Source organism: Pseudomonas glycinis, assembly GCF_054871425.1.
The window spans coordinates 614,944-637,530 of sequence record NZ_JBTYHF010000003.1 but is presented as its reverse complement, the minus strand read 5'-3'; the positions used below and the strand labels follow the sequence as shown (position 1 = coordinate 637,530).

Here is a 22,587-nt window from a genome sequence, read left to right as displayed (position 1 = left end):
AGATCGATCATGAACGCCCCTTTGCCAGGCCACGCGGCCAGCAACCCGATCGCCCGCAGCGAAGCGTTGCTGGCCGTCGATCACGTCAGCCTCGAATACCGCACGCCGCAGCGGGTGGTGCGCGCTACCCATCAAGTCAGTTTCGCCGTCGACCCGGCTGACCGGTTCGTCCTGCTTGGCCCGTCCGGTTGCGGGAAATCGACCTTGCTCAAGGCGGTCGCCGGGTTCATCCGGCCTTGCGAAGGCGAGATCCGCCTGCAAGGCCAGCGCGTCGATGCGCCGGGGCCGGACCGCATTGTGGTGTTTCAGGAATTCGACCAGTTGCCGCCGTGGAAAACCGTCAAGCAGAACGTGATGTTCCCGCTGCTCGCCTCGCGCACCTTGAACAAGAAAGAAGCCGAAGAGCGTGCGTTGCACTATCTGGAAAAGGTCGGCCTCGCAGCATTCGCCGACGCCTATCCACACACCTTGTCCGGCGGCATGAAAGCGCGGGTAGCGATCGCCCGGGCCTTGGCCATGCAACCGAAAATTCTTTTGATGGACGAACCCTTCGCTGCACTCGATGCGTTGACCCGCCGCAAGATGCAGGAAGAGTTGCTGCTGCTCTGGGAAGAGGTGCGCTTCACCTTGTTGTTCGTCACCCATTCGATTGAAGAAGCATTGGTGGTGGGCAATCGCATCCTCTTGCTGTCACCGCATCCAGGCCGGGTGCGCGCCGAAGTGCACAGCCATCAATACGACCTGCACAGCCTCGGCGGCGTGGCGTTTCAGGAATCGGCGCGGCGCATTCATCGTCTGCTGTTCGATGAGGGCCAGGCGCTGGAGACCGAGCGTGATCACGACTTCAACGACATTCGCATCGCCTATTGAGCGGCCAGGAGGACTACCCGATGAGCCATTCATCATCCGTGCGTGAAGAATTCGAAACCGTGCTCGAGCCGCTGACCGCAGTGCCGGTCGAGCGCGAATTGCCGCTTGGCACGCGCCTGTGGCAACAGGGCTGGTTGCGCAAAAGCCTGATCCTGATCGTATTGGCGATCATCTGGGAAGTGGTCGCGCGGATTCAGAACAACGACCTGATGCTGCCGAGTTTTTTGCAAACCGCGCAGGCGCTGTTCGACGGTCTGCTCAGTGGCGAGTTGCTGGCCAAGGTGTGGATCTCCCTGGTGGTGCTGATCAAGGGCTACCTGATCGGCATCGTCCTCGCGTTCGCTCTGACGACATTGGCGGTCTCGACCCAGTTGGGACGTGATCTGCTCAGCACCATGACCTCGATGTTCAACCCGTTGCCGGCGATTGCCCTGCTGCCGCTGGCGCTGCTCTGGTTCGGCTTGGGGCAGAACAGTCTGATTTTCGTGCTGGTGCATTCAGTGTTGTGGGCGCTGGCGCTGAACACCTATGCCGGATTTCTCGGCGTCTCCGAAACGCTGCGTATGGCCGGGCGCAATTATGGTCTCAAGGGGTTGCGCCTTGTGTTGTTCATTCTGATCCCGGCGGCGCTGCCGTCGATTCTCGCCGGTTTGAAGATTGGCTGGGCGTTCGCCTGGCGCACCTTGATCGCGGCCGAATTGGTGTTTGGCGCGACCAGTGGCAAGGGCGGGCTGGGCTGGTACATCTTCCAGAATCGCAATGAGCTGTACACCGACAAGGTGTTCGCCGGGTTGGCGGTGGTGATCCTGATTGGTCTGCTGGTGGAGAATCTGGTGTTTGCCACCCTTGAGCGAGTGACCGTCAAGCGCTGGGGTATGCAGCGCTGAGCCCTTCGTTGGCTGGGCCGGCCTCTTCGCGAGCAGGCTCGCTCCCACATGAGCACGCATTCCAAGGTGGGAGCGAGCCTGCTCGCGAAGAGGCCAGCGCTGGCATCGTCACTCTTGAGGGATGTTTGTTAGCATTGCGCCCGGATCAATCCAGATCAGCCAAGAGTGCTCAGCATGCAACTCCCGGACATGAACCTTCTGGTCGCCCTCGATGCCTTGCTCGACGAGGGCAGTGTGGTCGGCGCGGCGCGGCGGATGAACCTCAGCCCGGCGGCCATGAGCCGCACGCTGACGCGGATTCGCGAAGCCATCGGCGATCCGATCCTGGTGCGCGCCGGGCGTGGTCTGGTGCCGACCCCCAAAGCCCTCGAACTGCGCGAACAGGTGCGCGACGTGGTCGAGCAGGCGGCGCTGCTGTTTCGCTCCGCCGATAGCGTCGAACTGGGCACCTTGCGTCGACGTTTCAGCATCCGCGCCAATGATTTCTTCGTCGGCGTTTATGGCGGCAAGCTGTTCGACACCCTCGACCAGCTCGCCCCGCATTGCGAATTGCGCTTCGTCCCGGAAGGCGATGGCGACGATGAAGCGCTACGCGAAGGGCGCATCGATCTGAGCGTGAGCAACACCCGGCCGCTCACGCCGGAGGTAAAGGTACAGAACCTGTTCTCCACGCATTTCGTCGGCCTGGTGCGCGAGAACCATCCGCTGCTCGACGGCGAAATCACCGCTGAGCGCTACGCCGGTTTTTCCCATATCAGCATGTCGCGGCGTGGCATCGCTCGCGGCCCGATCGACACGGCGTTGAATGCGTTGGGGCTGGAGCGCCGGGTGGCGGTGATCGCGCCGAGTTTCCATGCGGCGATGTTTGCCTTGCCCGACTCCGACCTGATTTTGCCGGTGCCCAAAGAAGCACTGCTCAGCGTGCGGCGGCTGGGCCTGAAACTGCGTTCATTCGACCTGCCGATTCCGCTGCCCATGCTGATGCTGACCCAGGCCTGGCACCCGCGCTTCGACAAGGACCCGGCCCACCGCTGGCTGCGTGAAACCCTCAAGACCTGCTGCGATGAAACGTGGCTGGCGGCACAGCCGTAAATCATCAGGCACCATCGAATCCCTGTGGGAGCGAGCCTGCTCGCGAAAGCGGTGGATCAGTCACCTCAATGGCGACTGGTCCACCGCTTTCGCGAGCAAGCTCGCTCCCACATAGGCATTCACCGTTGTGCCTGATGCACTTATAACCTGCCAATAAGTCAATTTTCGTCAGCATCAAGCCCCACTAAAATGCTCCGGTATTTTTACCCCCGGAGCTTTTCATTCATGACATCCCTGACGGTCTCGGCGCCTCTCGCCGCGACCAGCCCGGCGACGGCGGCTGCGCCACCGGTGTTCGGGGCGCGGATCATCATTGGTCTGGTCGGCGTGCTGTTGGCCGTGCTGGTCTCGGGCCTCAACGAGATGGTCACCAAAGTCGCACTCGCCGACATTCGCGGCGCGCTGCACATCGGCTACGACGAAGGCACCTGGCTGGTCGCCAGCTACACGGCGACGTCGGTCGCGGCCATGGCCTTCGCGCCGTGGTGCTCGGTGACCTTCTCGCTGCGTCGCTTCACACTGTGCGCCATCGGTCTGTTTACCCTGCTCGGCGTGCTGTGCCCGTTCGCCCCGAACTACGAAAGTCTGCTGCTGATGCGCATCCTCCAAGGCCTCGCCGGTGGTGCATTGCCGCCGATGCTGATGACCGTCGCACTGCGCTTTCTCCCAGCGAACATCAAACTGTACGGACTGGCCGGCTACGCACTGACCGCGACTTTCGGCCCGGGACTCGGCACGCCGCTGGCCGGTCTGTGGACTGAATACGTCGGCTGGCAATGGACCTTCTGGCAGATCATCGTGCCGTGCCTGATCGCGATGGCCGCAGTGGCTTACGGATTGCCCCAGGATCCGCTGCGGCTGGAACGTCTCAGGGCGTTCAACTGGAAGGGCCTGCTGTTGGGCTTTCCGGCGATCTGCATGCTGGTGATCGGTCTGTTGCAGGGCAATCGACTGGACTGGTTCGAGTCGAATCTGATCTGTGGATTGCTTGGTGCCGGTTCGCTGCTGCTGGTGGCTTTTATGATCAATGAATGGTCGCAGCCGATTCCGTTTTTCAAATTGCAGATGCTCGGCATTCGCAACCTGCTGTTTGCGTTGATCACCCTCGCCGGGGTGCTGATCGTGCTGCTGGCGGTGGTGCTGATTCCGTCGAGTTATCTGGCCCAGGTGCAGGGTTATCGTCCGGCGCAAACCGCGCCGATCATGCTCATTGCCGCGCTGCCGCAGTTGATCGCGCTGCCATTGGTGGCGGCGCTATGCAACTTGCGCTGGGTCGATTGCCGCTGGGTGCTCGGCATTGGTCTGAGCATGCTCGCGCTGTCCTGCCTGGGCGGTTCGCACCTGACTTCGGCGTGGATTCGCGATGATTTCTACGTCCTGCAATGGCTGCAGATTTTCGGCCAGCCGATGGCGGTGTTGCCGCTGCTGATGTTGTCGACCGGCAGTATCACGCCGATGGAAGGGCCGTTCGCATCGGCGTGGTTCAACACCGTCAAAGGCCTGGCCGCCGTGGTCGCCACTGGCGTCATCGAAGCGCTGACCACCGCGCGCCTGCATTTTCATTCGAGCATGTTGGTCGACAGCCTCGGCAATTCGCCGCTGGCCGATCACAGCGATCCGGGCCTCGCTCACCGCGTGCATGAGCAGGCGGTGGTGCTGACTTCGTCCGATTTGTACCTGTGCATGGCCGGCGTCGCCGTGGCTTTGATCCTGCTGATTTTCTGGCTGCCGACGCGGATTTATCCGCCGCGCGCGCCGACCTGATCGCTGTACTGAAACTGAAGGTTTTTTATGACTCAATCCAAGCAAAAACTCGCGGTGGCCGTGGCTGCCGCGCTGGCGGTGGGCGTGCTGGTATATCTGGCAATGCCCGGGCTGTTCGGCCAACGCACCGAGCAAACCACCAACGACGCCTTCGTCTCCGCCGACTACACGCTGGTGGTGCCGCGCGTGGCCGGGTTCATCAAGCAGGTGCTGGTCGAAGACAACCAACAGGTCAAGGCCGGGCAGTTGCTGGCGCTGATCGATGACCGTGATCTACGCGCAGCGGCGGAAGCGGCGGATGCGCAAACCCTGGTCGCGCGGGCGCAGTTGCAGAACGCCAACGCGACTCTCGAGCGGCAGGCTTCGCTGATCGCGCAGGCGCAGGCCACCGTGGTCTCGGCCAAAGCGGAAATGGCTTTTGCGCAGCAGGAACTGAACCGCTACAACCATCTCGCCGGTGTCGGCGCTGGCACCGTGCAGAACGCGCAGCAGGCGCGCACGCGCATTGATCAGGCCTCGGCGCGCCTCGACACCGCGACCGCGAAGCTGGCGGCCGAACGCAAGCAGGTCGAGATTCTCACCGCCCAGCGCAACGCCGCCGACGGCAATCTGAAACACGCGCAGGCTGCGCTGGAGATTGCCAGTTTCAACTTGTCCTATACGCGCATCACCGCGCCGCAGGACGGCATGATCGGCGAGCGTGCGGTGCGCGTCGGCGCCTACGTCACGCCGGGCAGCAAGCTGTTGGCGGTGGTGCCGTTGCAGCAGGCCTATGTGGTGGCCAATTTTCAGGAAACCCAGTTGACCGACGTGCAGCCCGGGCAGGATGTGCAAGTCCGAGTGGATAGTCTCGGTGGCGAAGCCCTGACCGGCCGCGTCGAGAGTATTGCGCCGGCAACTGGCGTGACCTTTGCGGCGGTGAAACCGGATAACGCCACCGGTAATTTCACCAAGGTTGTGCAGCGGATTCCGGTGAAGATCGTGCTGGAACCGGGCCAGCCACTGGCTGAGCGCTTGCGGGTGGGGATGTCGGTCGAGGCGAGTATTGATACCGCCAGCTCAACGGCGTCCGGGCGCGAGGTGACGCAGCGATGATCGGTGTTGAATTGGCTGTCGCCTTCGCGAGCAGGCTCGCTCCCACATTTTTTAATGCGTTCCCCCTGTGGGAGCGAGCCTGCTCGCGAAAAAGCCAGTGGCAGCAGCTAACCTTCAGTGCCTTGCTCACAATGAGTCTCACCGCCTGCACTGTCGGCCCAGACTTCCAGAAACCCGAAGCCCCTCAGCCTGCCGACTGGGCCAAACCGAGCCAATCCGCCCCGAGCCAGGCCGTCAGCGAACCCCTGAACGAACGCTGGTGGGAAACCTTTCAGGACACGCAACTTTCCGCGCTCACCCAACGCGCGCTGAACAACAACCTCGACCTGCAGCTGGCCAGCAGCCGCCTGCAACAAAGCCGCGCCGCGCGTCAGGTGATCACCGCCGAGCGTTATCCGAACAGCACCGCCACCGGCAGCTACGGGCGCAAACGCAACAGTGGCAAAGGCTTGAACGATCCATCGGGAAATAACGGCGACGAGGCCTTCAACCTGTGGGATGCCGGCTTCTCGGCGTCATGGGAACTGGACTTCTGGGGCCGCGTGAGCCGTGAAACCGAAGCCGCTGATGCCAATCTCGAAGTGGCAGAAAACGACCGTCGTGACGTACTGCTGACCGTGCTCGCCGACACCGCGCAAAACTTCATTCAGCTGCGCGGCGTGCAGAGCACCCGCGCCGTCACCGAGCAGAACCTCGACGTCGCCCGCCACAGCCTGAAACTCTCGCAGCTGCGGCTGGCCGATGGCGTGGCCACCGATCTCGACGTCGCCGAAGCCGCCGCGCAAGTCGCCGCCATCGAGGCACGGCTGCCGGCGCTCGAGCAGCGTCAGGCGCAACTGATCAACGCGATCAGTCTGCTGATGGGCGAACCGCCGCAGGCCCTCGCTCAAGCGTTATCCACAGACGCGGCAGTGCCGCAGTCGCCACTGCAAGTCGCCATCGGCCTGCCGTCGCAATTGGCCGAACGCCGCCCGGATATCCGCCAGGCCGAAGCGCGTCTGCATGCGGCCACCGCCAACATCGGCGTGGCCAAGGGCGATTTCTATCCGCGCATTACCCTGTCCGGCAACCTCGGTTCACAGGCCATGCAACTGAGCGATTTCGGTTCATGGGGCTCGCGTGCCTTTGCCATCGGCCCGCAATTAAGCTTGCCGTTGTTCGACGGCGGACGCCTGCGCGGCATGCTGCAATTGCGTGAAGCCCAACAGCAGGAAGCGGCCATCGCCTACCAGCAAACCGTGCTGCGCGCCTGGCATGAAATCGACGATCAACTGACCGCCTACAACGCCAGCCAGCGCCGTCGCGACAGCCTCGCCGAAGCCGTGCATCAGAACCAGATCGCCCTGCGTACTGCGCAACAGCAATACGTCGAAGGCGTGGTCGATTTCGTCAACGTCCTCACCGTGCAGAGCGCCTTGCTCGCCACGCAGGAGCAATGGGTAGAAAGCTCCACCGGCGTTTCCCTGGCGATGATCGGTTTGTACAAGGCGCTGGGCGGCGGATGGCAGTCGGTCTATCCGGCAGCGCAACTGGCCGCAGGCTCACTTGACGTCGCGAGACCCTGAACCCGCCGCGACAGCTATGATCAACTCCACTGCAGCGAACGGCGCAACGCCGGACCTGAATTGCAGAGGAGTTGCATCATGGAAAATCCGCAGCACAGTCTACCGGCCCTGTTCAAACAACTCGGCCTCGATGACGATCCGACCGGCATCGACAAATTCATCGCCAGCCATTCGCCGCTCAAGCCGGATTTGCATCTGGCTGACGCGTTTTTCTGGACGGCAGGTCAGGCGCAGTTTCTGCGCGAGGAGATTCTGGATGATGCGGATTGGGCGGAAGTGGTGGATCAGTTGAATGTGATGTTGCGTAAGGGGCGGGCTGATTACTTCGGCTGAGGCCAAGTCCGTGCCGTATGCACCAGCGCCATGATCCAGACGGCATCTCTCTCCGTTTGATAGACAAGACGGTAACTGGGATGCGGAATCACCTCACGCGTACCGGCAATAATGCCGGCACGGCCAATCAACGGATTGTCGCAAAGGCGATGAACCGCTTCGCTGAAGCGCAGATCCATTTCGATGGCCGCTCTTGGGTTGGCGGCCTGCAAGTAGTCCCAAATGTCTGCACGATCCTGTGCGGCGGCTGGCGTCCATATGATTTTCATAGGTGATCTTCTGCCTGCCTGCGCTTTGCCGCGAACGCTGCTTCTACGTCTTCGTTGTTCAATCCGTCTCCGGCACGTACGGATTCCCGAGCGATTTCAACCTTGCGTTGCAGGAACGCTTCATATTCGCGGGCCTCTCGCTGGGTTTGAACATACTGACGCATCATGTCTCGCATGATTTGCGACGCCGGCCGGTGTGCCGCTTCGGCTTCCGCCATGAACTCCTCCCGCAGCTCCGGCTCCAGTTTCATTGTGAAAACGGCTTGTTTTGACATGTTGGGCTCCTGAATTTGGTGATGACAACGTATATACCTTGTCAGTATCGAAGGAGATAGCTTTGAGTCAGGTAGGGCGACTAACGGAGAGATTTGTTTCAAAACTTGACTGAAATTCCCCTCCAATGCGATATTGATAGTTAGCAAACTAACAGTGTCCGTTATCCCGTGTCCGATTCCCTCGACAGTCTCCAGATGAACATCAGCAGCGCCATGGTGGTGGCCGCCCGGCATTGGCGGAAGATCTGCCAGACCACGCTGGTCAACTATGGAATTTCCGAAGCCTGCGCCGTGCCCTTGTTGATGATCGGCCGCTTGGGCGAGGGCGTGCGTCAGGTACAAGTCGCCCAGGCTGCGGGGATGGAGAGTCCTTCGCTGGTGCGCTTGCTCGATCAGCTGTGCCACGCCGGTTACGTCTGTCGCACCGAAGATGCGCAGGATCGCCGGGCCAAGTGCCTGAGCCTGACCGATACCGGCCGCGAGCTGGTGCAAGCGGTGGAGGCCGAGCTGGTGCGCTTGCGCCACGAAGTGCTGGAAGGCATCGAACGCAGCGATCTGGAAGCTACGCTTCGGGTACTGAGGGCTTTTGAGGCGGCGAGTTCGCCTGTGGTGGTCAACTCTTGAACGGTTTTTTCACTGGCATGCCGCCGGCCCGTGACTGGTTTTACGGGGTCCGTACTTTTGCAGCGTCGATGATTGCGCTGTACATCGCCTTGCTCATGCAAATGCCGCGTCCGTATTGGGCGATGGCCACGGTGTACATTGTCTCCAGCCCGTTTCTCGGCCCGACCAGTTCAAAAGCGCTGTACCGCGCGGCGGGCACTTTCCTGGGCGCGGCGGCGGCGGTGCTGTTCGTGCCGATGTTCGTACAGAGCCCCTATGTGCTGGTGGTGGTGATCGCGTTGTGGACCGGCATTCTGCTGTTCATGTCCCTGCATCTGCGCACCGCCAACAGCTATGCGCTGATGCTGGCCGGTTACACCTTGCCGCTGATTGCCCTGCCGGTGGTCGATAATCCGCTGGCGGTGTGGGATGTGGCCGAGGCTCGTACCGAAGAGATTTTCCTTGGCATCGCCGTCGCTGCGGTGGTCGGTGCGATGTTCTGGCCGCGTCGGCTGGCGCCGGTGTTCAACGATGCCGTGAGCAAGTGGTTCGCCGATGCGACGAGCTACAGCCTGAAGTTTCTCAGCCGCGATGTGCAGCCGGAAGAAGTCACCGCGCTGCGCATGGCCATGGTCGCCAATTTCAACAGCCTCGAGTTGATGATCGGCCAGTTGCCCCACGAAGGCGCGCGGCCACAAACCGTGCGCAACACCAAGGAACTGCGCGGGCGGATGATTCACCTGTTGCCGGTGATCGATGCCCTCGAGGATTCGCTTTACGCCCTCGAACGTCGCACCCCGGAACTGGTGGAGAAATTCCAGCCGTTGCTGACCGCGACCCGGGAATGGCTGGGCCACGCGGACGCCAATCTCGAGCGCTGGCAAGCACTCAGAGATCAACTTGACGCGTTGCAACCGAGCGCCGAAGCGCTGGAGGAGCGCAAGCAGTTGCTGTTCTCCAACGCCATCTACCGCCTCGGTGAATTCATCGATCTGTGGCAGGACTGCCGCAGCCTGCAGGATGCGATTCTGTGCGAGCGCCAGGACAGCTGGCGCGCGGTGTACCGGCACTGGCGCCTGGGCCGGTTGACGCCGTTCATCGATCGCGGGCTGATGCTTTACTCGGTGACCTCGACCATTCTGGCGATCATTGTTGCTTCGGTGCTGTGGATCCTGCTCGGCTGGCCGGACGGCGGCAGCGCGGTGATCCTGGCAGCGGTGGCGTGCAGCTTCTTTGCCTCGATGGACGACCCGGCGCCGCAGATTTACCGGTTCTTTTTCTGGACCGGGATGTCGGTGCTGTTCGCCAGCCTTTACCTGTTTCTGATTCTGCCCAACCTGCACGATTTCCCGATGCTGGTGCTGGCGTTTGCCGTGCCGTTCATTTGCGTCGGCACGCTGACCGTGCAGCCGCGATTCTACCTCGGCATGCTGCTGACGCTGGTCAATACCTCGTCGTTCATCAGTATTCAGGGTGCTTACGACGCGGACTTTTTCGCCTTTGCTAACTCCAACCTCGCCGGGCCGCTGGGGCTGTTGTTCGCTTTCATCTGGACGCTGGTGGCGCGACCGTTCGGCGCCGAGCTGGCGGCCAAGCGTCTGACCCGGTTCAGCTGGAAAGACATCGTCAGCATGACCGAGCCGGCCAGTCTCGCCGAGCATCGACATTTGGGCGTGCAGTTGCTCGATCGGCTGATGCAGCACCTGCCGCGTCTGGCCCTGACCGGTCAGGACACCGGCATCGCCATGCGCGAAGTGCGTGTCGGTCTGAATATGCTCGATCTGCTTGCCTACACCCCGCGCGTCACTGGCGTGCCAAACGCCCTGCTGCGACAAGTGGTGAGCGAGGTCGGCGAGTATTTCCGCGCGTGCCTCAAAGCCGACGAACGCCTGCCGGCACCGAGCGGTCTGCTGATGACACTCGATCGTACCCGCCGAGCGCTGAACGGCCAGGGCGACGATGAAACCCGTCGACACCTTTTGCACGCCTTGAGCGGTCTGCGTCTGGCCTTGCTGCCCGGCGTCGAGTTCGTCTCCAGCGCCGAGCCCGAAGAACCGCTGCCCGATGGAGCGCCCCTATGATCGGTGATCTGGATATCAGCGGCATTTTCCTGCCGACCCTGCTGGTGCTGATGGGCATTACTTACGTGCTGTTTTTGTTGGTGCATGGCGTGCTGCAACGCCTGCACTTTTACCGTCTGGTCTGGCACCGGGCATTGTTCAACGTGGCGCTCTACGCCGTGCTGCTGTACGGCGTGGACTCACTCAGTCGATACCTGATGACATGAAAAAACCGTTTCTGACCATCGGTCGCGTGGTCCTGACCCTGCTGATCGTGACTTTTGCCGTTGTCCTCGTCTGGCGCATGGTGATGTATTACATGTTCGCGCCGTGGACGCGCGACGGCCACATTCGCGCCGACATCATCCAGATCGCCCCGGACGTGTCCGGGTTGATCCAGCAGGTCGAGGTAAAGGACAACCAGTTGATCAAGCGTGGCCAGGTGCTGTTCAGCATCGACCAGGATCGCTTCAAACTGGCCCTGCGCCAGGCCAAGGCCGCCGTTGCCGATCGCGAAGAAACCCTCGCCCAGGCCCAGCGTGAAGCCAAGCGTAACCGTGGCCTCGGCAATCTGGTGCCGGCCGAACAGCTGGAAGAAAGCCAGTCGCGCGTCGCCCGTGCACAGTCGGCATTGGCCGAAGCCTTGGTGGCGGTCGACAGTGCGCAGCTCAACCTCGATCGCTCGGTGATCCGCAGCCCGGTCGACGGTTACGTCAACGACCGCGCGCCGCGTCCGCAGGAATTCGTCACCGCCGGGCGCCCGGTGTTGTCGGTGGTCGACAGCAACTCCTTCCACATCGACGGCTATTTTGAAGAAACCAAACTCGACGGCATCCACGTCGGGCAATCGGTGGATATCCGCGTGATCGGTGACCGCGCGCGGTTGCGCGGACATGTCGAAAGTATCGTCGCCGGTATCGAAGACCGCGACCGCACCAGCGGCAGCAACCTGCTGCCCAACGTCAACCCGGCGTTCAGTTGGGTTCGCCTGGCGCAGCGGATTCCGGTGCGCATCGCTTTTGATGAGGTGCCGGCCGACTTCCGCATGATCGCCGGGCGTACCGCCACTGTGTCGATCATCGACGATCAGCATGAGGAGCCGCAGCCATGAGCAGGGCCTGGTTGATCGCCGGGTTGGGCGTGATGCTCTCGGCCTGTCAGATGATCGGCCCGGATTATCAGGTGCCCACTGACGCGGCGGTGCAGCGCAAGGATATTCAGGGTGAGCTGGCAGTCGCCGGCAAACCGGTAATCTCGGCGCCGGTGCCGGCGGACTGGTGGCGGCTGTATAAAGACCCGCGCCTCGATCAACTGGTGCAGCAGGCCATGGCGTCCAACACCGATTTGCGTGTAGCGGCGGCGAACCTGTCGCGGGCACGTGCTCAGGTGGATGAAGCCGAGGCCGCTGGTGGCTGGAGCGGCGGGGTGAAAATGGGCGCGCAACGTTTGCAGGAATCCGGTCAGGCGTTCCTGCTGCCGGAGAAAGTCCCGGTGGCCAACATTGCCGATATTGGCATCAGCGCTTCGTACCAGTTCGACCTGTGGGGCACCTTGCAACGCGGCATCGAAGCGGCCAAAGCCAATGCCGATGCGACTCAGGCCGCCGCCGACACTGCGCGTATCACCTTGGTGGCGGACGTGGTTCGTGCTTACACCCAAGTCTGCGCAGCCAACGAAGAGCGGGAAATCGCCGAGCACTCTCTCGATCTGCAATCGCAGAGCACCACGCTGATCCAGCGCCTGCGCGATGCCGGGCGGGGCGACGAGACTCAGGTCACCCGTTCGCAGACCCAATTCAAATCCCTGCGCGCCGACTTGCCGCGCTATGAAGCAGCGCGTCAGGCCGGGCTGTTCCGTCTGTCGATGCTGCTGGCCAAACCGGTCGAACAGTTGCCGGCAGGTACCGCCAGTTGCGCCGAGTTGCCGAAGATCGCGCAACTGGTGCCGGTCGGTGACGGCGCTGCGCTGCTCAAGCGCCGTCCCGACATTCGTCAGGCTGAACGGCGCCTCGCGGCGGCAACCGCCGGCATCGGCATTGCCACCGGCGAGCTGTACCCGGACATCAGCATCGGCGCGACCATCGGCACCGTCGGCATCATTGATGACCTCGGCGATCCGTCGACCAACCGCTGGGGCTTTGGCCCGTCGCTGAGCTGGAAAGTACCGACCAACGGCGCCCGTGCGCGCATTCGTGAAGCCGAGGCCAACACTCAAGGCGCGCTGGCGCATTTCGACGGCGTGGTGCTCAACGCCATCCGCGAAACGCAGACCGGTCTGGCCCAGTACAGCGCGCTGCTGCAACGCCGCGATGCGCTGGCCGAAGCCGAGCAGTCGGCCAAGCTCGCCGCCGAGCAGACGCACCGCTTCTTCCAGGCCGGCCGCGAGTCGTTCCTTGCCGACCTGCAAGCAACCCGCACCTACACCGATGTCACCGCGCAACTGGCCGCCGCCAACACCCAGGTCGCGATGAGCCAGATCGATTTGTTCCTCGCCCTGGGCGGTGGCTGGGAAAGCGGACGAACGAACACCTCGAGCGCCAGCAAACCCTGAGGCCGTTGCTATGCTTTGAAGTGTTGGAGGGGCGCCCCATGCCAAGCGCTCCTGCAATGCACATTGCTCGTGCTGGCCCAGGGGAAACCAATAATGAAAAACCCTTACGCTCTCGGCTTCTGGTGCGCTCTGGTCGCACTGGTGCTGCTCTCGGCCACGTATTTCTACGGGATCATGCTGGCCCACCAGATCGACACGGCGATGATCTTTCTCGACAGCGCCGTTGCGCTGATCGCGGTGATGGCGATCGTCGTCGTCGCGTGGACCTCGATTCAGCTGCAACGGGTCAAGAAGCGCCAGCTCGAACGGGGCCGGATGCTCGTGCTGATCTGGGACACCAAAGTCGCCCTGCGCCGGGTCGAAACGGTGTTCGACCGCTACTTCTGGGGCAGTTACTGGCAGCCCGGGCGAACCTTCGCCGAAGTCATGGGCGAGCTCACCGGCACGCCGCTGGAAAAAAGCCTCGAAGCCCTGAAGAAGCAATGCCTGGAACTCGACAAGCAGATCGCCGATGACGGCTGGCACTGGCTGAACAACGCCCGCGAGCTGTCCGACGTCGCCACGGCCATGGCCCGCGAACGCTATCAGCTGGATTTCTGCGATGTGCGGGCGGATACCACCGGCGGAGCGGTGATCGATCGCGACTTTGAAGTGCTGGTGTATACCTGGACCGCGCGGCTGAAGAGCTTTGATCATCAGCTGGATGAAATCGAGGTTCAGTATTCCTGATTTGCTGTGAATCCACCGACCTGTTCGCGAGCAGGCTCGCTCCCACAGGTACGGCACTGTCCTGGTGGGAGCGAGCCTGCTCGCGAAGAGCCCGCAAAAACACCGAAACTCTTCGCTCCTGCCGACTGTCCATTCCCCCCTTAGACACTCTTTAACCTTTAAACATTGGGCCGTCTTCCGCGCCCGGTGCTAATCTCCACCGCTTAATTGCGCACAGTCGAGCCGTGACCCGATCCCGGGTTCAAGGAAGACGACTTCATCCACAGCCACGGAAACCGATCAGGTCATTCATGAATAAATCAGCAGGCGTGCTTCTCGGAATTGTTGTTGCCATTGGCGCGATCAGCGCAGGCGGGGCCTGGTACACCGGGACCAAGATCGAAGGCGTACTGAACAACGCCGTGACCAACGCCAACAAAGAGTTGCAGACCGCCATGGCCGGCTCCAACGGCACCGCGTCGCTGGAACTGGTGTCGCTGGAACGCCACACCTTCACCAGCACCGCGCACTATCGCCTCAAGGGCGAGGGCGAGATGTTCGGCGATGCGCCGGTCGAGCTGCTGTTCGTCGACCACATCGAACACGGCCCGCTGCCGTTCTCGCGTCTGGTTTCGCTGAAGTGGCTGCCGGTCATGGCCACCAGCAACTATGAGCTGGAAAAGAGCCCGTCCACGGAAAAATGGTTCGCCGCCACCAACGGCGCCGCGCCGCTCAAGGGCGTGACCAACATCGGTTACGACGAATCGACCACCAGCACTCTGAATCTGGTGCCGTTCGAAACTGCGCTGGATGAGCAGTCGAGCCTGAAGTTTTCCGGTCTGAGCATGGACATCGCCGCCAGCGCCCAGGCGCAGAAGGTCAAGGCCGACGGCTACATGGATAACCTGAAACTGGTCACCGTGTCGGAAGACCAGGCGCCGGTGCAGGTCGAGCTCAACGGCCTGACCCTGGCCAGCAACCTCGCCAAGAGCAGCTACGGCTACTACACCGGGGAAAACACCCTGGAAGTGACCAGCAGCAAAACCACCTTCGGCGCCAAGCCGATGGTGCTGGGCGTGAAGAACTTCGAAATGAAGAACCGCACCGAAGAAAGCGGCAGCAACGCCTCGGGGCGTGCCGACTACAAAATCGGCGAAGTGACGCTCAACGACAAGAAAGTCGGTTCGGCGGCCATGGCCATGAGCCTGAAGAACCTCGACATTCCGTCGACCATGTCGCTGATGCAGATATACCAGACCAAATTGCAGCCGTACGAAAAAGCTGCCGCCGAGGCCGCTGCGCAGGGGTTGCCGGCACCGGAGCTGAATCTGACCGAAGCGGAAAACGCCCAGGTCAAAGCCGATCTGCAGAAGTTGCTGGCGGCCGGCCCGCAACTGGCGCTGGAGAATCTGTCGTTCAACACCGCCAACGGTGAAAGCCGCGCCAATCTGGTGATCGACCTGACCAAGCCGCAATCGATGGACCTGCCGCCGGATCAACTCGGCAAGCAACTGATCGCGCTGCTCGACCTGAACATTCAGGTGTCCAAGCCGATGCTCGTCGATTTGCTCAGCGTGCAGGCGCAACTCGATGGCCAGACTGACGCCAAAGCCATCGTCGATCAGTCCAAGGAAGCGGCGGACATGTTCGCCGGCATGGCGGTCGGCTCGCAATTGGCTGTCGCCGACGGCACCAACGTGGTGACCAAACTGCATTACGCGGCCAATCAGGTCGAATTCAACGGCCAGAAGATGACCGTCGAGCAGTTCATCGGCTTCCTCATGAGCAAGTTTGCCGGCGTCACCCAAGAGCAATAAGCCCACCGCGCGCCCTCCAGACGCCCGGCCCCTGTGTAAACAGGCGCCGGGCGTTTTGCTGTACGGGTTTTGTACAGACAGGCCGATTCTGAACAATTATTGCGTTGTGAAAATTCGACTACGCTTGCGTGCAGACTGCCTCACCAAGCTTGGCCGAGGGCTGTCATCGTCGGCCACCGTTACGAATGGGCAAGGAGGGCATTGCGACCCGGCTGGCCATGTAAGGATGCTGACAAATGCCGCGTATTGATGGCCCTGTATTACATCGTGGTTTGCGCCCTTTGTTCCGATTCGCCCTGTGCAGCCAGTTGCTCTGGCCAGTGCTGGCGTTGGCCGACACACCCTACGACGAGATGGTGCGCGATGCCCGCGCCGGGCACTACACGCCTGCGCTGACGGTTTTGCGTCAGGTGCCGCCGGGCCAGGCCAGCGACGGCCAGGTCAGCGATCACCTGCAAATCGCCAGTTGGGCCGGGCTCGATGCCGAAGTGGTCAAGGTCTATGAAACCCAGGGTCGCGACCGCGTCCTGCCGGTGCAGGCACTGACCGCCGCCGCGCGTGCCTATCGCAACCTCAAGCGCTGGGATCAGGCCACCCAGGTCTACAACAAAGCGCTGGCGCTGGAGCCGGACAACGCCGACCTGCAACTGGGCCTCGCGCTGACTCAGGCCGATGCCGGCAAGCCCGATCAGGCCGTCACCCGCGCGCAGGCGCTGGTCGCCGCCAAACCCGACGATCCGTCACGCCGCCTGGCCTTGGGCTATGCCCTCGGCCGCGCCGGCAAACAATACGATGCGCTGTTTGAATTCGATCAAGCCTTCATCCGCGCCGGCAACAAACCGGAAGTCGCCCGCGAGTACGTGGTCGCGCTGCAAAAGGCCCGTCTGCCTGAACCGGCGCTGCGTCTGGCCAGTCAACGTCCCGGCCTGATTGATCCGGTGACCTTGCGCCGGCTCGAAGGCGATCTCGCCGCCGAACGCGTGCGCCTTGCCGAACTGGCCACCCGCAGCGAAAAGGAACGCTATGTCATTGCCGACCGCGCGCTGGCCGATTACGACAAATTGCTCGCAACCTGGACGCCCGACGCCACTGCCCACGATGACGTGACGCGCTGGCGCATCGACCGCATGGGCGCGCTCAAGGCCCGCGCGCGCACTGCCGACGTCATCAGCGAATATCAAAAGCTGCAAGCCGAGGGCGTGGATATTCCGACTTACGCCCTGCGTTGGGTGGCGGCGTCTTATCTGGATCAACGCGAGCCTGAGATTGCCACCGATCTGTATCGCCAGGTGCTTTCGGCGCCGGACGCCGATGTCGGTGATCGTCTCGAAGACACCACTGCGCTGTACTACGCCCTGCTGGAAAGCGACCGCGCCGACGAAGCTCGCAAGGTCGCCGAGGACGCAGCGAAAGCCCAGCGTCCGCGCGTCGAACTCAAGGGTTTGCCGGTCGGCAACCCCAACGACGAATGGATGGACGCCCAGCAACTCGCCGCCCAGGCCGGCACCTACGGTTCCGATCTTCCGCACGGCGAAGAGCGTTTGCAGACGCTGGTCGATCAGGCGCCGGGCAACCTTGGCTTGCGTCTGGCCCAGGCCGATCTCTACCTCGCCCGCCAGATGCCGCGCCGCGCGGAAAGCCAGCTCAAGGAAACCGAGAGCATGGCCCCGCGCGATGCCGGCCTGGAAGTCGCTCAGGCGCGCACCGCGATGGAGTTGCAGGAGTGGCGGCAGAACGATGCGCTGGTCGACGACGTGGTCGCGCGCTATCCGGACAACCGCCAGGTGCAGCGCCTGGCTCGCGAACGGGAAGTGCATGACATGGCCGAACTGCGCGTCGAAGCCTACGGCGGCAAGGCCAACGGTGGCGGCAGCGGCGATGCCGGTGCGGTCAGCGGCAGCCGAGATTTCGGTATCCAGAGCACCCTTTACAGCCCACCGATCAACGAAGACTGGCGGGTGTTTGCCGGCGCCGGTTATGCCACCGGTGATTTCGCCGAAGGCACTGGCCACCATCGTTTCCAGCGTGTCGGCCTGGAACGGCGCACCCGTGACATGACCCTCGAAGCCGAGGTGTCGAATCACGATTACGGCTTCGGTGACAAACAAGGCGCACGCCTGGCGATAGCCCGCGACATCAACGATCACTGGCAGTACGGCGGCAGCCTCGAATACCTCTCGGCGGAAACGCCGCTGCGCGCGCTCAACAGCGACATCAAGGCCAATGGCGGCAGTGCGTTCCTGCGCTGGCGCGCCAACGAAAGCCGCGAGTGGCGCGTGTCGGTCAGCCCGTCGCACTTCAGCGATGGCAACAACCGCGTCGAAGCCTTGGTGACCGGGCGCGAGGGCATCTACACCGCGCCGAACATTCAGGTCGACGCCGGCCTGGAAGTCGGCACCAGCCACAACTCGAAATCCGACGACGTGCCGTACTTCAATCCGAAGTCGGACTTCAGTGTGATGCCGCTGGTCAACGTCAACCACGTGCTCTACCACCGCTACGAGACTTCCTGGAGCCAGCAATTCCAGGCCGGCGCGGGCACCTACAGCCAGCGCGACCACGGCACCGGCGGCATGGCATTGCTCGGTTACGGCCAACGGTACGCCTGGAACGACGTGTTCGATGTGGGCGGCATGTTCAGTGTGATCAACCGGCCTTACGACGGTGATCGGGAAACTGATCTGCGTCTGCTCGTCGACCTCACTTTCCGCTTCTAGAAGAGTTTGAAGATGCCTTTTATCTCGCGTTTCATCCTTCTGCTGGGAGCGCTGCTGATCAGCGCCTGCGCCCAGCAAGCCCCGGCCTTCGCGCCGCCCTCCGAGCGCCCGGTCGCGGCCAGTGAACAACCGTGGCCAAAAAACCATGTGCTCGGCATTGCCTACCACGATGTCGAAGACCGTGATCCCGATCAGGCCGTGGTGGCGGTGCGCACCGAGCGCATGATCGAGCAGCTCGCCTGGCTGCGCGAGAACGGCTACAAACCAGTGACCGTCGACCAGATCATGGCCGCGCGCAAGGGTGGCCCGGAGCTTCCGGCGAGAGCGGTGCTGCTCAGTTTCGACGACGGTTATGCCAGCTTCTATACCCGCGTGCTGCCGGTGCTGCGCGCCTACAACTGGCCAGCCTTGCTGGCGCCGGTGGGCACCTGGATCGACACGCCGCTCAATCAACCGGTGGATTTCGCCGGCACGCCGCGTAACCGTGACAACTTCCTGACCTGGCAGCAGATCCGCGAAATTTCCAAGTCCGGTCTGGTAGAGATCGCCGCTCACACCGATGCCAACCACAAAGGCATCCTTGGCAACCCGCAGGGCAACCTGCAGCCGGCCGCCGCGACCCGGCGTTATGACCCGGTCACCAAACGCTATGAATCCGAAGCCGATTTCCAGGCACGCATTCGTACCGACGTGAAGAACATTTCCGAGAAGATCCGCAAGGCCACCGGTTACAAACCACGGGTCTGGGTCTGGCCGTACGGCACCGCCGACGGCACCTCGCTGACCGTGGTCGGCGAGGAGGGCTATGAAATGGCCCTGACGCTGGACGACGGCCTCGACACCCTCGATAACCTGATGAGCGGGCCGCGCTTTCTCGTCGCGTCCGATCCTGACGGCGAGCATTTCGCCAACAGCATCGTCTCGGTGCAGGCCGAAGCGCCGATGCGCGTGGTGCATGTCGATCTCGACAACGTCTACGACCCGGACCCGGCCCAGCAGGACATCAACCTCGGCAAACTGGTGCAGCGCATGGCTGATCTGGGCGCCAGCACGGTGTTCCTGCAAGCCTTCGCCGATCCCAAAGGCGATGGTCTGGTGCATTCGCTGTACTTCCCCAACCGTCACTTGCCGATGCGCGCGGACCTGTTCGACCGCGTCGCCTGGCAGTTGCGCACCCGTGCCCATGTGAAAGTCTTTGCATGGATGCCGGTGCTGAGTTTCGAACTGGATTCGAAACTGCCGCGTGTAACCCGCTGGGACCCGAAAACCGCCATCACCTCGGTCGACCCGAAGCAGTACAAACGCCTGTCACCGTTCAATCCCGAAGTGCGCAAGATCATCGGTGAAATCTATGAAGACGTGGCGCGGCTGACCTCGGTCGACGGCATTCTCTACCACGACGATGCGGTGCTCTCGGATTTCGAAGACGCCAGCCCGGATGCCTTGAAGGCCTATGCCGCTCAAGGTCTGCCGGGTTCGATTGCCGCGCTGCGCGACGATCCGGCGGCGATGCAACGCTGGACGCGTTTCAAGAGCCGCTACCTGATCGACTTCACCAACGAACTGACCGCCAAGGTCCGTGCGATTCGCGGCCCGCAAGTGCTGACCGCACGCAACATCTTCGCCGAGCCGATGCTCAATCCTGAAAGCGAAGCGTGGTTCGCGCAGAACCTCGATGACTTCCTCGCCACCTACGACTGGACGGCGCCGATGGCCATGCCATTGATGGAAAAACAGACGCTGGCCGAGTCCGGCCCGTGGCTGGAAGAACTGGTTGCCACGGTGAAGAAACGTCCCGGCGCGCTCAACCGCACCGTGTTCGAATTGCAGGCGCGTGACTGGAACCAGAAGGATCAGGCCGATATCGACGCCGTGCATCTGGCGGACTGGATGGGCCGGCTCAAGCGCCAGGGCGCAACCAGTTTCGGTTACTACCCGGACAACTTCCTCGACAACCTGCCAGACCTGAAAACCGTAAGGCCTGCACTCTCCAACAAATGGAATCCATAACATGCTGGATAGACTGTTAGCCCTGCTTGTTCTGGCGATTGTCCTTGGCGTTCCGCTGGGGCTGATCTTCCTCGTGACCGGCCAGTTCCTGATGTCGTTCGTGTTCTTCTACCCATTGTTCATGTCCGGGTTGTGGATCGCCGGCGGCCTGTATTTCTGGCTGCACTGGGAGCGCCACTGGCCATGGCAGGACGACACGCTGCCGCCGCCGCTGGAAGGCGAGCCGCTGATTTCGATCCTGATTCCTTGCTACAACGAAGGCGATAACGCTGCCGATACCATTTACGCGGCGCTGGCCCAGCACTACCCGAACATCGAAGTCATCGCGATCAACGACGGCTCCAAGGACAACACCGCCGAAGTGCTCGATGCGCTGGCCAAGGAAGATCCGCGACTGCGGGTTCTGCATCTGGCGGAAAACCAGGGCAAGGCTGTGGCTCTGCGCATGGGCGCGATCGCTGCGCGCAGCGAGTATCTGGTGTGCATCGATGGCGACGCCTTGCTGGCGCCGAACACGGCGGCGTACCTGGTCGCGCCGATGCTGGATAACGCACGTCTTGGCGCAGTGACCGGCAACCCGCGGATCCGCACGCGTTCGACCTTGATCGGGCGGGTGCAGGTCGGCGAGTTCTCCTCGATCATCGGGCTGATCAAACGTACGCAACGGGTGTTCGGGCGCATCTTCACCGTCTCCGGCGTGATCGTCGCGTTCCGTCGTACTGCGCTGAACCGGGTCGGCTACTGGAGCCCGGACATGATCACCGAAGACATCGACATCAGCTGGAAGCTGCAACTGGATCACTGGAGCATCTTCTACGAACCGCGTGCGCTGTGCTGGATTCTCATGCCGGAAACCCTCGGCGGCCTGTGGAAGCAGCGTCTGCGCTGGGCTCAGGGCGGCGCCGAAGTGCTGTTCAAGAACATTCGCGGCATCTGGCAGTACCGCCATCGCTACCTGTGGCCGCTGCTGTTCGAATACTGCCTGTCCACCGGTTGGGCGTTCACTTTCCTGCTGTCGGTGATTTTCTGGGGCATGGGCAAGTTCATGGTCATGCCCGACGCGATCGCCGTCGATCACCTGATGCCGCCGGCCTTCACCGGTCTGTTGCTGGCGTTTGTCTGCCTGGTGCAGTTCGCTGTCAGCATCATCATCGATCGGCGCTATGAACCGGGTCTGGGCAAGACCATGTTCTGGGTGGTCTGGTATCCGCTGGTGTTCTGGCTCGTCAGTCTGCTGACCACCCTGGTCAGCTTCCCCAAGGTGTTGTTCAGCCAACACAAAAAACGCGCGCGCTGGGTCAGTCCTGATCGGGGTATCAAACCGCTGGGCGACGACCAGGAGGAAGTCATCAAATGAAAATTATCCGGACTCGCCAACGGCCCTTTCTGGTGGTGATCGACGTGATCCTCACCGTCCTGGCCTGGGTTGGCCTGCTGTTCCTGCTGGTACGCGGGTTATGGCCATTGATCGAAACCAGCGGCGGCCCGCGCATCGATCATTCGGCGTTCGATGCCTTGGGGACTCTGCAGGTTTATATGTGGGTGGCGCTGGTCAACGCGGTGATCCTGATCGGCTGGGCGCGTTACCAGCAACGCAAAAGCCGCAGCTTCGCCCAGCGCCGTTTGCCGTCACCGGTGATTGGCGATGAAGGTCTGAGCAAGAGTTTCAAGCTGTGCGACGAGCGTTTCCAGAAACTGCGCACGCCGGGGGTGATGACCATTCACAACGATCAGGACGGCGACATCAGCCATGTAGAAACGCATTTGTGGCCGCTTCAGCAGCAAGCACTGCCGGCGCCGCTGGCACCTTTGGAGCATCCACGGGTGATCTTTCTGCATGCCGAAGAAGACGACAGTCGCGAGCCGGTGAAACGCCTGACCTGAACTCCACACGGCCTGTGTAGGAGCTGCCGAAGGCTGCGATCTTTTGATCTTTTTCCAAAGTCAAAAATCGCAGCCTTCGGCAGCTCCT

Annotated in this window: 20 protein-coding genes; 18 read left to right on the top strand and 2 right to left on the bottom strand. The window is 62.2% G+C overall.

The annotated features are described in order from the left end of the window. Positions 1-9 precede the first annotated feature (9 nt). The 7 genes from ACYSTU_RS10455 (at position 10) to ACYSTU_RS10425 (ending at position 7,606) form a co-directional block, all read left to right on the top strand. A complete protein-coding gene (locus tag ACYSTU_RS10455; RefSeq protein WP_122601351.1) occupies positions 10-870 on the top strand; it encodes an ABC transporter ATP-binding protein in 861 nt (286 codons plus the stop codon). A gap of 20 nt (positions 871-890) precedes the next feature. Beyond that, positions 891-1,757: an ABC transporter permease gene (locus ACYSTU_RS10450; protein ID WP_041477414.1), complete on the top strand. Its 867-nt coding sequence runs from the start codon at positions 891-893 to the stop codon at positions 1,755-1,757. A gap of 174 nt (positions 1,758-1,931) precedes the next feature. After that, positions 1,932-2,849 carry a LysR family transcriptional regulator gene (locus ACYSTU_RS10445; RefSeq protein WP_016772273.1) on the top strand — a complete coding sequence of 306 codons (918 nt, stop codon included), beginning with the start codon at positions 1,932-1,934 and terminating at the stop codon, positions 2,847-2,849. 225 nt (positions 2,850-3,074) lie between these two features. Then, on the top strand, positions 3,075-4,613 hold the full coding sequence (locus tag ACYSTU_RS10440; protein WP_498998097.1) for an MFS transporter: 1,539 nt from the start codon (positions 3,075-3,077) through the stop codon (positions 4,611-4,613). Positions 4,614-4,640: 27 nt separating this feature from the next. After that, a complete protein-coding gene (locus tag ACYSTU_RS10435; RefSeq protein WP_498998090.1) occupies positions 4,641-5,708 on the top strand; it encodes an HlyD family secretion protein in 1,068 nt (355 codons plus the stop codon). Next, positions 5,705-7,273, top strand: a complete 1,569-nt coding sequence (locus ACYSTU_RS10430; protein ID WP_498998087.1) for an efflux transporter outer membrane subunit — start codon at positions 5,705-5,707, stop codon at positions 7,271-7,273. The genes ACYSTU_RS10435 and ACYSTU_RS10430 overlap by 4 nt, the downstream gene beginning before the upstream one ends. Positions 7,274-7,351: 78 nt before the next feature. Then, positions 7,352-7,606 carry a DUF2789 domain-containing protein gene (locus ACYSTU_RS10425; protein ID WP_123444125.1) on the top strand — a complete coding sequence of 85 codons (255 nt, stop codon included), beginning with the start codon at positions 7,352-7,354 and terminating at the stop codon, positions 7,604-7,606. On the opposite strand, the gene ACYSTU_RS10420 is transcribed toward ACYSTU_RS10425, so the two are convergent. Both ACYSTU_RS10420 and ACYSTU_RS10415 read right to left on the bottom strand, forming a co-directional pair. Next, positions 7,594-7,875 (bottom strand): type II toxin-antitoxin system RelE/ParE family toxin, encoded by a 282-nt coding sequence (locus tag ACYSTU_RS10420; protein WP_498998080.1) that lies wholly within the window; start codon positions 7,873-7,875, stop codon positions 7,594-7,596. The genes ACYSTU_RS10425 and ACYSTU_RS10420 overlap by 13 nt on opposite strands. Beyond that, entirely contained in the window at positions 7,872-8,150 is a 279-nt protein-coding gene (locus tag ACYSTU_RS10415) for a hypothetical protein (RefSeq protein WP_016772267.1), read from the bottom strand. Before ACYSTU_RS10415 ends, ACYSTU_RS10420 begins: the two co-directional genes overlap by 4 nt. A 195-nt stretch (positions 8,151-8,345) precedes the next feature. Between ACYSTU_RS10415 and ACYSTU_RS10410 the strand changes: the two genes are divergently transcribed. From ACYSTU_RS10410 to pgaD, 11 genes are all read left to right on the top strand, one after another. Then, on the top strand, positions 8,346-8,774 hold the full coding sequence (locus ACYSTU_RS10410) for a MarR family winged helix-turn-helix transcriptional regulator (RefSeq protein ID WP_016772266.1): 429 nt from the start codon (positions 8,346-8,348) through the stop codon (positions 8,772-8,774). Continuing rightward, complete coding sequence (locus tag ACYSTU_RS10405) at positions 8,771-10,834, top strand: FUSC family protein (protein WP_217879115.1); 2,064 nt, start codon at positions 8,771-8,773, stop codon at positions 10,832-10,834. Before ACYSTU_RS10410 ends, ACYSTU_RS10405 begins: the two co-directional genes overlap by 4 nt. Further along, positions 10,831-11,040: a DUF1656 domain-containing protein gene (locus ACYSTU_RS10400; RefSeq protein ID WP_016772264.1), complete on the top strand. Its 210-nt coding sequence runs from the start codon at positions 10,831-10,833 to the stop codon at positions 11,038-11,040. Before ACYSTU_RS10405 ends, ACYSTU_RS10400 begins: the two co-directional genes overlap by 4 nt. Next, the gene (locus tag ACYSTU_RS10395; protein WP_016772263.1) at positions 11,037-11,924 is read left to right on the top strand and encodes an efflux RND transporter periplasmic adaptor subunit; all 888 of its coding nucleotides are present in this window, start codon (positions 11,037-11,039) and stop codon (positions 11,922-11,924) included. Before ACYSTU_RS10400 ends, ACYSTU_RS10395 begins: the two co-directional genes overlap by 4 nt. Beyond that, entirely contained in the window at positions 11,921-13,363 is a 1,443-nt protein-coding gene (locus tag ACYSTU_RS10390; protein ID WP_136494188.1) for an efflux transporter outer membrane subunit, read from the top strand. The genes ACYSTU_RS10395 and ACYSTU_RS10390 overlap by 4 nt, the downstream gene beginning before the upstream one ends. 93 nt (positions 13,364-13,456) lie before the next feature. Next, positions 13,457-14,092, top strand: coding sequence for an NADH:ubiquinone oxidoreductase subunit N (locus ACYSTU_RS10385; RefSeq protein WP_071174014.1), 636 nt, complete (start codon positions 13,457-13,459; stop codon positions 14,090-14,092). A gap of 290 nt (positions 14,093-14,382) precedes the next feature. Continuing rightward, a complete protein-coding gene (locus ACYSTU_RS10380) occupies positions 14,383-15,888 on the top strand; it encodes a YdgA family protein (protein WP_016772258.1) in 1,506 nt (501 codons plus the stop codon). Between the two features lie 236 nt (positions 15,889-16,124). Continuing rightward, positions 16,125-18,605: a poly-beta-1,6 N-acetyl-D-glucosamine export porin PgaA gene (gene pgaA / locus ACYSTU_RS10375; protein ID WP_498998061.1), complete on the top strand. Its 2,481-nt coding sequence runs from the start codon at positions 16,125-16,127 to the stop codon at positions 18,603-18,605. Positions 18,606-18,617: 12 nt separating this feature from the next. Next, positions 18,618-20,615 (top strand): poly-beta-1,6-N-acetyl-D-glucosamine N-deacetylase PgaB, encoded by a 1,998-nt coding sequence (gene pgaB / locus ACYSTU_RS10370; protein ID WP_110644743.1) that lies wholly within the window; start codon positions 18,618-18,620, stop codon positions 20,613-20,615. 1 nt (position 20,616) lies between these two features. Continuing rightward, positions 20,617-21,972, top strand: coding sequence for a poly-beta-1,6-N-acetyl-D-glucosamine synthase (pgaC, locus tag ACYSTU_RS10365; RefSeq protein ID WP_056786973.1), 1,356 nt, complete (start codon positions 20,617-20,619; stop codon positions 21,970-21,972). After that, positions 21,969-22,499: a poly-beta-1,6-N-acetyl-D-glucosamine biosynthesis protein PgaD gene (gene pgaD, locus ACYSTU_RS10360; protein WP_016772255.1), complete on the top strand. Its 531-nt coding sequence runs from the start codon at positions 21,969-21,971 to the stop codon at positions 22,497-22,499. The genes pgaC and pgaD overlap by 4 nt, the downstream gene beginning before the upstream one ends. The last annotated feature ends 88 nt before the right edge of the window (positions 22,500-22,587 follow it).